Annotated in this window: 9 protein-coding genes; 6 read left to right on the forward strand and 3 right to left on the reverse strand. The window is 70.5% G+C overall.

Annotated features, from left to right (window positions below; genetic code table 11):
- The first annotated feature begins 10 nt into the window (after positions 1 to 10).
- The 3 genes from ribH to ASF68_RS15225 all read left to right on the forward strand — a co-directional run bounded on the left by ribH (position 11) and on the right by ASF68_RS15225 (position 4131).
- Entirely contained in the window at positions 11 to 481 is a 471-nt protein-coding gene (ribH, locus tag ASF68_RS15215) for a 6,7-dimethyl-8-ribityllumazine synthase (RefSeq protein ID WP_056012958.1), read from the forward strand.
- 204 nt (positions 482 to 685) lie between these two features.
- Positions 686 to 2032 (forward strand): MFS transporter, encoded by a 1347-nt coding sequence (locus ASF68_RS15220; protein ID WP_056012961.1) that lies wholly within the window; start codon positions 686 to 688, stop codon positions 2030 to 2032.
- Between the two features lie 170 nt (positions 2033 to 2202).
- On the forward strand, positions 2203 to 4131 hold the full coding sequence (locus tag ASF68_RS15225) for an ABC transporter ATP-binding protein (RefSeq protein ID WP_056012962.1): 1929 nt from the start codon (positions 2203 to 2205) through the stop codon (positions 4129 to 4131).
- A gap of 69 nt (positions 4132 to 4200) precedes the next feature.
- On the opposite strand, the gene ASF68_RS15230 is transcribed toward ASF68_RS15225, so the two are convergent.
- Positions 4201 to 4953 carry a hypothetical protein gene (locus ASF68_RS15230; RefSeq protein ID WP_056012965.1) on the reverse strand — a complete coding sequence of 251 codons (753 nt, stop codon included), beginning with the start codon at positions 4951 to 4953 and terminating at the stop codon, positions 4201 to 4203.
- A 377-nt stretch (positions 4954 to 5330) separates the two neighbouring features.
- Positions 5331 to 7196 (reverse strand): phosphoenolpyruvate carboxykinase (GTP), encoded by a 1866-nt coding sequence (locus ASF68_RS15235; protein WP_056012969.1) that lies wholly within the window; start codon positions 7194 to 7196, stop codon positions 5331 to 5333.
- A 123-nt stretch (positions 7197 to 7319) separates the two neighbouring features.
- Between ASF68_RS15235 and ASF68_RS15240 the strand changes: the two genes are divergently transcribed.
- On the forward strand, positions 7320 to 8777 hold the full coding sequence (locus ASF68_RS15240; protein ID WP_056012972.1) for a helix-turn-helix domain-containing protein: 1458 nt from the start codon (positions 7320 to 7322) through the stop codon (positions 8775 to 8777).
- On the opposite strand, the gene ASF68_RS15245 is transcribed toward ASF68_RS15240, so the two are convergent.
- Positions 8762 to 9949, reverse strand: coding sequence for a DUF4192 family protein (locus tag ASF68_RS15245; RefSeq protein ID WP_056012975.1), 1188 nt, complete (start codon positions 9947 to 9949; stop codon positions 8762 to 8764). The two genes, ASF68_RS15240 and ASF68_RS15245, sit on opposite strands and share 16 nt — an antisense overlap.
- Positions 9950 to 10172: 223 nt before the next feature.
- On the opposite strand from ASF68_RS15245, the gene ASF68_RS15250 reads away from it, so the two are divergent.
- Together ASF68_RS15250 and ASF68_RS15255 are read left to right on the forward strand one after the other, a co-directional pair.
- The gene (locus ASF68_RS15250) at positions 10173 to 11879 is read left to right on the forward strand and encodes a thiamine pyrophosphate-binding protein (RefSeq protein WP_056012978.1); all 1707 of its coding nucleotides are present in this window, start codon (positions 10173 to 10175) and stop codon (positions 11877 to 11879) included.
- Positions 11880 to 11943: 64 nt separating this feature from the next.
- Complete coding sequence (locus tag ASF68_RS15255) at positions 11944 to 12738, forward strand: alpha/beta fold hydrolase (protein WP_235526840.1); 795 nt, start codon at positions 11944 to 11946, stop codon at positions 12736 to 12738.
- Positions 12739 to 12746 lie beyond the last annotated feature (8 nt).

Raw genomic sequence — 12746 nt, forward strand, 5'->3', positions numbered from 1 at the left:
AGGAGCCCGCATGAGCGGCGAAGGATCACCCACCATCAGCGTCGACGGCACCGGCCTCGACATCGTCATCGTGGCCGGCACCTGGCACGAGACCATCACGGACGGGCTCATCGCCGGCGCCGTGAAAGCGCTCGACGCCAGCGGCGCCGGCCACCGACTCGTCCGCGTCCCCGGCAGCTTCGAACTCCCGGTGGTCGCCAAGGCGGCCCTCGAGGGTGGTGCCGACGCGGTCGTCGCGCTCGGCGTCATCATCCGTGGCGGCACCCCGCACTTCGAGTACGTCTCCGACGCCGCCACGAGCGGTCTCACCCAGGTCAGTGTCCAGACCGGCAAGCCCATCGGTTTCGGACTCCTCACCCTCGACGACGAGAAGCAGGGGCTCGACCGCGCCGGCCTCCCCGGTTCGAAGGAGGACAAGGGCGCTGAGGCCGCGGACGCCGCCGTGGCGACCGCCGTCATCCTCCGCGAGCTCCGCGGCTGACCCCTCAGCACCGCCGAACGGCGGCGTCCCCGTACCACGGCACCCGGTCAGCGGGATCCTAGTACCGGAACGCCGCCGTTCGGCGTACAGTGTCATGGTCCTGCCACAAGCGGGACATCCTCTGATCCTGCCGTCGTCGGCGGGCGTGCGCGACCGGTGCTGATGCTTCGACGGCACCCATCCCCGAACCGAAAACGCGCACGCATGTCTCTCGAAGCAACACCAGTCACCAAGGCCCCGGTCAATCCGCGATCCCGAGTCGTCCTCGCCAGCCTCATCGGCACGACGATCGAGTTCTACGACTTCTACGTCTACGCGACGGCCGCCGTCCTCGTCTTCCCCCACCTCTTCTTCCCGAGTGAGGACCCCACGGCGGGTCTCCTCGCCTCGTTCGCCGTGTTCGGCGCGGCCATGGTCGCCCGCCCGGTCGGTGCCGTCATCTTCGGCCACCTCGGCGACAAGCGCGGCCGGAAGGCGACCCTCGTCGGAGCGCTGCTCACCATGGGCATCGCGACCTTCCTCATCGGGCTCCTCCCGACGTACCAGCTCGTCGGCTGGGTCGCACCACTGCTCCTCGTGATCCTCCGCATCGGCCAGGGCTTCGCCCTCGGCGGCGAGTGGTCCGGCGCGGCGCTCGTCGCGACCGAGAACGCCCCGAAGGGCAAGCGGGCCCTGTTCGGCACGTTCCCCCAGCTGGGGGCGCCGATCGGCTTCATCATCGCGAACGGCCTCTTCCTCATCATCGCGGCGATCCTGCCGAGTGACGACCCGTCGATGCCGTCCGAGGCCTTCCTCGAGTGGGGCTGGCGGATCCCGTTCCTCTTCTCCGTCGTCATGGTGATCGTCGGCCTGTGGGTGCGCCTGCGACTCGTCGAGAGCAACGCGTTCACGACCGCGAAGGAACAGGGCAAGGTCCAGCGGTCACCGCTCGCCAGCGTCGTCAAGCTCCACTGGCGCAAGCTCCTCCTCGGCACGTTCTTCATGCTCGCCACCTACGTGCTCTTCTACCTGATGACGACGTTCTCCCTGAGCTACGGCCGGGCCCCGGTCGACGCCCCCGTCGCCGGTCTCGGCTACAGCTACACGACGTTCGTGCTCATGCTCATCGCCGGCGTCGTGTTCTTCGGGATCTTCACCCTCGTCTCGGGCCCGTTCGCCGACAAGTACGGCCGACGCAAGACGCTCATCGTGGTGACCAGCGCGATCCTCGTGTTCGGGCTCGTGTGGGTGCCGCTCCTCGACGCCGGGTTCACCGGGGTGATGATCTGGCTGATCATCGGCTTCAGCCTCATGGGCTTCACCTTCGGTCCGATGGGCGCGCTCCTCCCCGAGCTGTTCCCCACGAACGTCCGGTACACGGGCTCCGGCATCTCGTACAACGTGTCGTCCATCCTCGGTGCGGCCGTCGCACCGTTCATCGCGGTCGCGCTCTGGAGCGCCGGTGGCGGGAGCCCCTTCTGGGTCGGCGTCTACCTGTCGGTCATGGCCGCCATCACCCTCACGGCGCTGATCGTCTCGAAGGAGACGAAGGACGTCGACATCGACGCCTGACCCCGGTCGCCTCACCGTGGGCCGGTGCACGGAGCAGTCCTCCGCGCACCGGCCCTCGGTGCATCGGTTGCGGCCCGGGCATCGGCGGCGGTCGCTTAGAGTTGGAGGACGGTGCGCCGTCGCCATGGACGTCTCCGAGCCCGCGCACCGCACCTCAGAGGAAGAGCACCATGAGCACCCCAGCGCGCCCCGCACGCAGCCGCAGTCCGTTCAGCCGGCCGAAGGACGACGGTCCGCGCGCGAGCCTCAAGCAGCTCATGCCGTACATCTTCGAGCACCGCTCGATCCTCGTCGTGGTCATCATCTTGAGCGTCATCGGGGCTGCGGCCTCCCTGGCCCAACCGCTCATCGTGAGCCAGGTCATCGGCGTCGTCGAGGCCGGCAGGTCGCTCGGCAACCTCGCCTGGCTGCTCGTCGGGCTCGTCGTGGTCTCCGGCGTCATCAGCGGGTACCAGCACTACCTCCTGCAGCGGGCCGGCACCGGGGTCGTCTACTCGTCCCGCCGCCAGCTCATCGCCCGCATCTTCCGACTCCCGATCAGCCAGTTCGACACGCGCCGCACCGGCGACCTCGTCTCCCGCGTCGGCAGCGACACGACGATGCTCTACGCCGTGCTCACCCAGGGCTTCGTCGACGCCGTCGGCGGCGCCATCACCTTCCTCGGGGCGCTCATCGCGATGGCGATCATCGATCCCGTCCTCCTCGGGCTCACCCTGCTCGTCGTGATCGTCTCGGTCGTCGTCGTCGTCGCCCTCAGCGGTCGGATCCGCGTGGCGAGCCGCGAACAGCAGACGAAGGTGGGCGACCTCGCCGCCGCCGTCGAGCGCGGGATCAGCTCCATCCGCACCATCCGCGCGTCCAACGCCACCGACCGTGAGATCCATGCGGTGGACGGCGTCGCGAAGGAGGCCTACGGCGTCGGTGTCCGGATCGCGAAGATCTCCTCGCTGGTGGTCCCGGTCGCGGGCATCGCCATGCAGACCTCGTTCCTCGTGGTGCTCGGGGTCGGCGGTTTCCGGGTCGCGTCGGGCACGATCACGATCGCGAGCCTCGTCGCATTCATCCTGTTCCTGTTCATGATGATCATGCCGCTCGGTCAGGCCTTCGGCGCGATCACCAGCGTCAACCAGGCCCTCGGCGCCCTCGGCCGGATCCAGGAGATCCTCGACCTCCCCGACGAGGGCGACGACGACGCGGCGATCGCCGCGCGCGTCACCCGTGCCGGTTCCGCCACCGCCGACGCCCCCGCCATCGCGTTCGACGAGGTGGTGTTCGCCTACCCGGATGCCGCAGTCATCGAGCGGGAACGTGCGGCTGCGGAGGCGCTGGCAGCCACGGTCTCGGATGACGCTTCGGCGCCCTCGGAGACCGTCGCCGCCGACGCCGCCCGGCTCACGGAGGCGCAGTCCGCCCTCGGCCGCCAGGTGCTCCGCGGCGTCTCCTTCGAGGTGCCGCAGGGCAGACGGACCGCGCTCGTCGGGCCCTCCGGTGCCGGCAAGAGCACCATCCTCGGCCTCATCGAGCGTTTCTACGACCCGACCGCGGGCGCCATCCGCCTCGGTGGTGTCGACATCCGCATCATCCCCCGGACCGAGCTCCGGCACCAGATCGGCTACGTGGAGCAGGACGCCCCGGTGCTCGCCGGCACGCTGCGCGACAACCTGCTGTTGTCCTCGCCGGACGCCGACGACGCCGACTGCGTCCGGGTGCTGCACGCGGTCAACCTGGGTGCCGTGCTCGACCGCAACCCGCTCGGCCTGTCGGCTCCCGTCGGCGAGGACGGCATCATGCTCTCCGGTGGCGAGCGTCAGCGGCTCGCGATCGCACGGGCCATCCTCGCGGCCCCTCCCATCCTGCTGCTGGACGAGTCGACGTCCAGTCTCGACGGCGTGAACGAGCAGATGATGCGCGAGGCCATCGACGCGGTCGCCACGGGGCGCACGCTCATCGTGATCGCCCACCGCCTCTCGACGGTCGTCGACAGCGACCAGATCGTCGTCCTCGACGAGGGTCGCGTCGTCGGGGTCGGCACGCACAGTGAGCTCGTCACCGAGGTGCCGCTCTACCGGGAGCTCGCGAAGCACCAGCTCCTCGTCTGACCCCGGTCCGTTCGCCCATCTTTGGGCGAACGAACCTTCATTCGCCCAAAGATGGGCGAATGAACGGGATCACGGACGCCATCCTGCCGCGATGAGGCGCTCGCGGGCTCGCTCGACCGCGACGGCGGCACCCGCCTGCAGATGATGTGCGAGGAAGCGGTCGTGGGACCAGCCGAGTCTGGTGACGGCATGGATCCGGTCGACGTCCTTCGCGAACTGCCCCGCATCGGTGGCGTGCTGGCGCCCGTCGTACTCGAACGCTGCACGATACGCCGGGTAGGCGAGGTCGAGACGCGCAATGAACCGCCCCCAGCGATCACGGAGTTCGTGGTTGAGCACCGGCTCCGGGAGACCGGCGCGAACGAAGGCGAGTCGGAGTTCCGTCTCCTTCGGCGATTCGGAACCACCGCGGATCTGCGGGAGCGCGGCACGGAGGGGCCCGGCGCCGAGGTGCCGGGAGCTGCTCAGCGCCGCTGCGAGGTCGTCGATGGAGCAGAGCCCTGGAATGCGCTCATGCCGCCACCGGCCCGAGGCACCTCGCTCACGGACCAGGTGATCGCCGACCGCGACCAGCTCGTCGATGGTGAGACTCGGTCCGAGCTGACACCACATGTCGGCGGGACTCACGACCGCGAGCCCCTCGATGAGGATCGGATCGCCGACGAGGCCGGTCAGGCGATGGCCGACGACCCCGGCGACCCTGGGCGCCCGGTCCGGCGGCCGGACGCCGACGTGGACCTCGTCCCAGCACAGCCGCGCCGGGAGCGGAGCATTCAGGAGGTGTGCGGCCGACAGGTGCGAGAAGAACTGCGTCGGCGCCATTCGCTGCGCGTACGCCCGACACAGCTCCAGGTGCGCGAGATGCCGCTGCCCGGGAGGCAGGTCAGCGCCCCTGCGTGGTGCAGCGAAGCTCCGAACCCCCGGGAACGGTGCTGGAACACGCGTCGTGCGGAGGCGCTCCGGCGAGACGCCATGCTCCAGCGCCGAGCGGACGGAGAACGCGTCGTGATCGGGCAGATCGGTTGGCGTCATGCTTCGATCGTCGCGCGATCCAGCGGCGGGCTGAGCAGCGCAGCTACCTCACGACGACCTCTGCCCTCGTTCGCGAGCTGTGGAGCACCCTCGTCGCCGGTTCGTTCGCCCATCTTTGGGCGAACGAACCTTCATTCGCCCAAAGATGGGCGAATGCATGACGAGGATCAGGCCCGGAGGCGGTAGCGGAGGGCGGCGAGTTCGGCCCGGAGGGCGGCCGGGACGCGGTTCCCGAAGGTGTCGAAGAAGGCCTCGGTGAGGTCGCATTCCGCGAGCCAGGAGTCGCGGTCCACGGCGAACAGGGCGTCGAGGGCGTCCTCCGGCAGGTCGATGCCGTCGAGGTTCAGCTCGTCGACGAGCGGTAGCCCACCGATGGCCGACGCACGTGACCCGGCCTCGTGCTCCAGACGGCGGACGATCCACTCGATGACCCGGGCGTTCTCACCGAAGCCCGGCCAGAGGAACGAGCCGTCGGCGTCTTTGCGGAACCAGTTGACCTGGAAGATCCGCGGTGCCATGCCGTGATCGAGCGCTCCACCGACGCGCAGCCAATGACCCCAGTAGTCGGCCATGTTGTAGCCGCAGAACGGCAGCATCGCGAAGGGGTCGCGGCGGAGCTCGCCGACGGTGCCCTCCGCTGCCGCCGTCTGTTCGGAGGAGATCGTGGCGCCCATGAACACGCCGTGCTCCCAGCTGCTCGCCTCCACCACGAGCGGCACGTTCGTGGCCCGGCGTCCGCCGAAGAGGATCGCGTCGAGCGGCACACCGTCGGCCGCGTCCCAGTCCGGGGCGATCGACGGGCACTGCGCCGCTGCGACGGTGAACCGTGAGTTCGGGTGCGCCGCCGGGCGGCCGGAGTCCGGCGTCCAGTCCTGCCCCTGCCAGTCGATGAGGTGCGCCGGCGGCTCGGGGGTGAGCCCCTCCCACCACACGTCCCCGTCGTCGCGGAGGGCCACGTTCGTGAAGATCGTGTTGCCCCACAGGGTGTCCACGGCCGTCGCGTTGGTCGTCGCTCCCGTGCCGGGCGCCACGCCGAAGAAACCGGCCTCCGGGTTGATCGCGTACAGGCGGCCGTCCTCGCCGGGACGGATCCAGGCGATGTCGTCGCCGAGGGTCTCGACCCGCCATCCCGGGATCGTGGGCCGCAGCATCGCGAGGTTCGTCTTGCCGCAGGCCGAGGGGAAGGCTGCGGCGAGGTGGAAGGCACGGCCTTCGGGCGAGGTCACCCGGACGAGGAGCATGTGTTCGGCCAGCCAGCCCTCATCCCGCCCGATGACCGAGGCGATCCGCAGGGCGAAGCACTTCTTCGCGAGGAGGGCGTTGCCGCCGTACCCCGAGCCGAAGGACCACACCTCGCGGGTCTCGGGGAACTGCACGATGTACTTCGTGTCGTTGCACGGCCAGACGACGTCGGCCTGCCCCGCCTCGAGCGGGGCACCGACCGAATGGACGGTGCGCACCCAGGGCGCACCGTCGGCGATGAGCTCGAGGACGCGGTCGCCCATCCGGGTCATGATCCCCATGCTGAGCACGGCGTAGGCCGAGTCGGTGATCTGCACCCCGAGCTGCGACAGCGGCCCGCCGACGGCACCCATCGAGAACGGGACGACGTACATCGTCCGGCCGCGCATGCTGCCGGTGAAGACCCCGCGCAATTCCGCCCGCATGGCGGCCGGTTCGCGCCAGTTGTTCGTCGGCCCGGCGTCCTCCTCCGACTCGGAGCAGATGAAGGTGCGGTCCTCCACCCGCGCGACGTCGCTCGGGTCGCTGCGGGCGAGGAAGCTGTTCGGCCGCCATTCGGGGTTCAGCTTGATCAGCTTCCCCTCGGCGACGAGCTGGTGGGTGAGCCGGTGCGACTCACTCGCCGAGCCGTCGACCCAGTGGATGGCGGACGGTTCGAGGAGGGTGGCGAGTTCGTCCACCCACGCGTGCAGTTCGGCGAGCCCCGAGGAGGTCGGCGGCTGCACCGCTCGGAGCAGCCGCCGCGTCGTGGGGGCGGGGGTCGGATCGGAGAGCAGCTCGGCGATGGACATGTGTTCCTCCGGCGTTGGTGGGACAGTCAAGAAGTGGGCGTGGACCCACTCTGCGCCCGAATCCGGGATTCTTATCGGGGTGAACGACGACAAGAATCCCAGATCTTTCGATATCGTGAAGGAATGACCCCGAACCCCTCCGGCAACGCCGCCGCAGACCTGCTCACTCTTGGGCGCCGGATCCGTCACTTCCGGGCGCGTCGTGGACTCACCCTCGACGATCTCGGCGAGCGGGTCGGTCTGGCCGCGAGTCAGCTCTCGCTCATCGAGAACGGCAAACGGGAGCCGAAACTGTCGGTCCTGCAGGAACTCACCGCCGCCCTCGGCGTCGAGTTGAACGACCTGCTCTCGACCGAGGCGCCCAATCCCCGCGCTGCGCTGGAGATCGAACTGGACCGGCTGCAACGGAGCGCCCTGTACAGCGAGTTGACCCTCCCCCAGGTGAAGCCGTCGAAGGGCATCCCGGACGACGCCCTCCGCGCACTCGTCGGACTGCACCGGGAACTGCAACGGCACGCGAACGAGGCGATCGCGACGCCGGAGGAGGCCCGACGCGCCAACACCGAACTGCGGGAGTGGATGCGTGAGCGCGACAACCACCTCCCGGAGATCGAGGAACTCGCCGAGTCCCGCGTCCTGCGGGCGGGTCACAGCACCGGCGCCCTCACACACCGCACGGTGAGCGTCATGGCGGAGCAACTCGGCTTCGACCTCATCTACGTCAACGACCTCCCGCACTCGGCTCGGAGCGTCACCGATCTCGAGAACGGTCGGATCTACCTGCCGCCGGCGTCGATCCCCGGCGGACACGGCCTGCGATCCATGGCGCTGCAGGCGATGGCCCACCGACTGCTCGGACACCAGCGCCCCACGAGTTATGCGGAGTTCCTCCGACAGCGGCTCGAGATCAACTACTTCGCGGCGGCGGCGCTCATGCCGCAGACAGCTGCGGTGTCCTTCCTGCAGCAGGCCAAGCGAGACCGCAACCTGGCCGTGGAGGACTTCCGGGACGCCTTCGGGGTCACCCACGAGGCGGCGGCGCTCCGACTGACGAACCTCGCGACCGCGCGACTCGACATGCGCCTGCACTTCCTGCGGGTCTCGGAGGACGGCGCGATCTCGAAGGCCTACGAGAACGACGCGCTCCCGCTCCCGGTCGACGTGACGGGCGCCGTGGAAGGCCAGATCGTGTGCCGGAAGTGGAGTGCACGCAACGCCTTCGCCCGGACCAACCGCACCACCGAGCTCTACCAGTACACCGACACCCCGGCCGGGACCTTCTGGTGCGCGACGCAGACCGGTACCACCGAGGCGGGTGAGTTCTCGATCTCGGTCGGCGTGCCCTGGGGCGAGGCGAAGTGGTTCCGTGGGCGGGAGACGACGACCCGCGCAGTGTCGACGTGCCCCGACCCGACCTGCTGCCGACGGCCTCCCTCCGTCCTCGCCGACAAGTGGCGCGAGCAGGCCTGGCCCAGTGCCCGCCTGCACACGCACATCCTGTCGCCACTGCCGAGCGGTACGTTCCCGGGCGTGGACGACTCCGAGGTCTACGACTTCCTCGAGCGTCACGCGGCGGGCTGACCGTTCGCGGCGACAACGGATCCCCCGGGCTCGGCCGACGGCCGGAAGGCCCAGGCCGGCAGGTGCCCCTGGCGGATCAGCGACGCGACGGTCGACGCCAGCGGATGGTCCAACTCGGTGGCGTCGAGCTCGTCGAGGAAGGCGGCAGCACGGCTGCTCTGACCGAGCGCCCAGGCCAGCCAGGCGAGCATCGCGAGCGGTGCAACGCGCGCCGACTCGGATGCGCGCGCCGTGACGCCGAGGAGCAGGCTGCTCGCCGCCCGGATGCGCTGGACGTCGGGATGCGGTCCGTCGCCGACCAGCAGGTGGGCGACCCGGTGGAACACCTCCGGGTCGTCCATCCCGACCGGGAGATGCCCGTACGCGCGTTCGGCGTCGTCGAGTTCCTCCCCCAGGTCTCGCCCGAACGCCCACTGCATGAGCGCGAGATCGCTCGCCCAGGGGCGCCCCAGGCTGAGTAACAGGAAAGCGACCTCCCGAGGGGTCATCGCCTCGACGCCTCGGGCGAGGGCGTCCTCGAAGACCTCGGGGAGGCCGTCGAGTCGTTCCACGGTGTCGCCGACATCGATCCGCCAGCTCGTGCGGGCGTGATCGGTGGCCGCGTCGAGCATGGAGGCCAGCCGTGCACTGAGCACCCGGTACTCGAGGTCGACGGCGGCGAACGTCGCCGCGTCCACCGACGGCACCTGGGTGGTGACGAGCTCGGTCGGGAGCGGTGGGACGGGCGGGACCGCCGCCGAGGCCACGATCGCCGGCGACCGCCCTCCGGAGGGGAGTCCAGGATCGAGGTAGGAGCCCCAACCGTCGGTGGCCGAGCACAGCGCATCCTTGACCGCGAACCCGTGCGCGCTCGCCAAGCCGAGGATCGCATCCGCGATGACGCGGCCCGGCGGCTCCGCCGCGGCTCCGAAGGCGTCGTCCGTGTAGACCACCGGCACGATGGCGTCGACACCCGGCGCCCGGCAGGCGAACCCGAGAGCGTGCTCCGCAGCCGCCTCCGCCACCCGCCGGTCGACGTCCGTCCCGGCCGGCAGATGCACCTGGAGGGCGCCGCGACTGCGGGAACCCGCGAACAGGACGACGACGAGACTCGATCTCGGGGTGCTTCCGATGAGTCCGGGGACGAGGGCGAGGAGGTCTTCGGCCGCATTGGCCTGCACGATGTGGGTCATGAGGACAGCCTCCAGCGGACGTCGCCGGGCTGTCCGGCGGGTGTCGCGGATGTCGAGTGGATGACGCGAAGACCGCACTGTGCAGCGGGGTCCCCGCGGAGTAGAGTGTGCTCGTCAGACTCCGCGACACCGGAGTCGTTGCTCGAAAAAAGGGCGATAGCGCGGTCAGCACCGGCGAGACACACACGGAATCCCATCCGTCCACGTTCTCGAAGGTCACGCCATGTCCGAACACGCTCCGTCGACCGTTCCCGCGGTCACCCCGTCAACCGTCTCCGCCCGTGTGGCCCAAGCCCTCAGCCGCCACGTCTCCGACGTGTTCGGGGTCATGGGGAACGGCAACGCGCACTTCCTCGACGCCCTCGCCGCCACCGGCACGCGCATCACGGCCATGCGGCACGAAGCCGGCGGGGTCGCAGCAGCCGACGCCTACTTCCGCGCCGGTGGCGCCCTGGCCGCCGCCACGGCCACGTATGGCGCCGGATTCACCAATACGCTGACCCCGCTCGCCGAAGCGGTCATGGCGCGCATCCCCCTCGTCCTCGTCGTCGGGGACGCGCCCACGACCGGCACGAGGCCCTGGGACGTCGACCAGTTCCAGATCGCCGCCGGGCTCGGAGCGCCCACCTTCACCGTCGGCCGCGACGACGCCACCGCGACCACCCTGCGGGCCATCGAACACGCCGTCCACCGTCGGACGGCCGTCGTGCTCGCGATCCCGTACGACCTCGCCGCCGTGGCGTCCGACGAACCACTGCGAGCCGACGGCACGCCGCATCACCCCGCCCTCGTCCGACCGTCACGCGTGGAACCGGTCGCCCGGCGTCTGGACACCGCGGCAGCCGCCCTGCGCTCCGCGCGTCGACCGCTCATCCTCGCCGGCCGTGGCGCCTGGCTGGCCGACGCCGGGCCCGTCCTCGGAGCACTCGCGGAACGTCTGGACGCCTACACCGCGACCACGGCGCTCGGGCTCGGACTGTTCGGGGGGAGCGACCGCGACCTCGGTGTCGCCGGAGGCTTCGCCACGGAACGCGCGGCGCGGACCATCGCCGATGCGGACGTCGTCCTCGTCGTGGGCGCCGGTCTCAACCAGTTCACGATGCGGTTCGGTGAGGCCTTCTCCCCCGAGGCGCACGTGATCCAGGTGGACCTCGCCGACGCCCCGACGAACGCCAGGGTCGACGAGCTCGTCCGCGGCGACGCGGCACTCGCCGCCGCCGGCCTGCTCGATCGCCTGGACGGTGCGGCCGGTTCCGGCTGGTTCACCGCCGGAGGCGCCGTCCGGCCGGCACCCCACCTCGACCGCGATCCCGGCGTCGGCGTGTGCGCCGACGGCCGACTCGACCCCCGCAGCCTCGCGCACCGACTGAACGAGTTGCTGCCGCAGGACCGCACGGTCGTCCAGGACGGCGGCCACTTCATCGGTTGGGCACCGAGCTATCTCGACATCCCCTCCCCCGACCGCCTCGTCATGGTCGGCACCGCCTACCAGACCATCGGGCTCGGCTTCCCGAGCGCCGTCGGTGCCGCAGCGGTCGGGCACCCCGGCACGACCGTCCTCTGCACGGGCGACGGGGGCGGGCTCATGGCGCTCCCCGACCTCGACACCGTCATCCGCACCGTCCGGAGCGGTGTGGTCGTGGTGTTCAACGACGCCGCGTACGGCGCCGAGGTCCACCAGTACGGCTCACGCGGGCTCGACCAGGCCCCCATGCTCATCGACGAGGTGGACTTCGCTGCGCTCGCCCGTGCGCTCGGCGGTCAGGGCCTCACGATCGACACCCTCGCCGACCTCGACGGCCTCACCGCCTGGGTCCACGCCGGGGCGGACGGCGTCCTCCTGCTCGACTGCCGCATCTCCACGAGCGTCGTCGCACCGTACCTGTCGGAGATGATGCACCAGGGGCCTCGCCCGATCGCCGTCGACTGAGCCACGCCGCGACGGCGCCTTCGACGCGTGCCGAACCGCTCCCCGCGGCGAGTATCGTGGTCGGGTGCTTCCCCAGCCTGAGCCGATCGCGCCCACCTACGTCATGTCGTCGGACGGGTTCCGGATCGCCACCTACGTGCACGAGCCGGCGGCCGACACCGACCGCGCGGAGACGGTCGTCGCCGTCCACGGCTTCGCCTCGAGCGCTGGACTCAACTGGGACCTCGCGGGGTGGACCAGGACCCTCAACCGAGCCGGGTATCGGCTGGTGACGATCGACCAGCGCGGACACGGGGCCTCGGACAAGCCGATGGATCCGAGCGCCTACCGACTCGACGGCCTCGTCGACGACGTCCTCACCGTGCTCGACGGCTACAGCGTCGACGAGCCGCACTACCTCGGCTACTCGCTCGGCTCACGGGTGGGCTGGCGGTTGGGTGTCCGGCATCCCGACCGCGTCCGCTCGCTCAGTCTCGGTGGCCTCCCCGAGGGCGACTCGCTCCGCGGCTTCGACCTCGACGAGGCCCGACTCCGGGTCAGGACCGGCGCGACGATCACGCACCGGCTCACCGAGACGTACGTGTCGATGGCGGAGGGGGTCCCCGGCAACGACGTCGAGGCCCTGATCGCCCTGGTGGAGGGCCTCCGCGGCGGTCCGCAGCCGACCACGGCCGAGGTGCCGCCCCTCCCGATGCTCCTCGTGACCGGGGACGACGACGCGGTCGCGGACGGCAGTCGGCGCCTGGCCGAGGCGGCCGGAGCGCGGTATGTCGGACTGCCCGGCCGCGAGCACTTCAACGCCGTGTCCTCCCGCGTGTTCAAGGACGCGGTCCTGGCGTTCCTCGCCGAGCAGGGGTAGGACGACCG

The sequence above is a fragment of the Plantibacter sp. Leaf314 genome (genome assembly GCF_001423185.1).
In the GTDB taxonomy this organism is placed as follows: Bacteria; Actinomycetota; Actinomycetes; order Actinomycetales; family Microbacteriaceae; genus Plantibacter.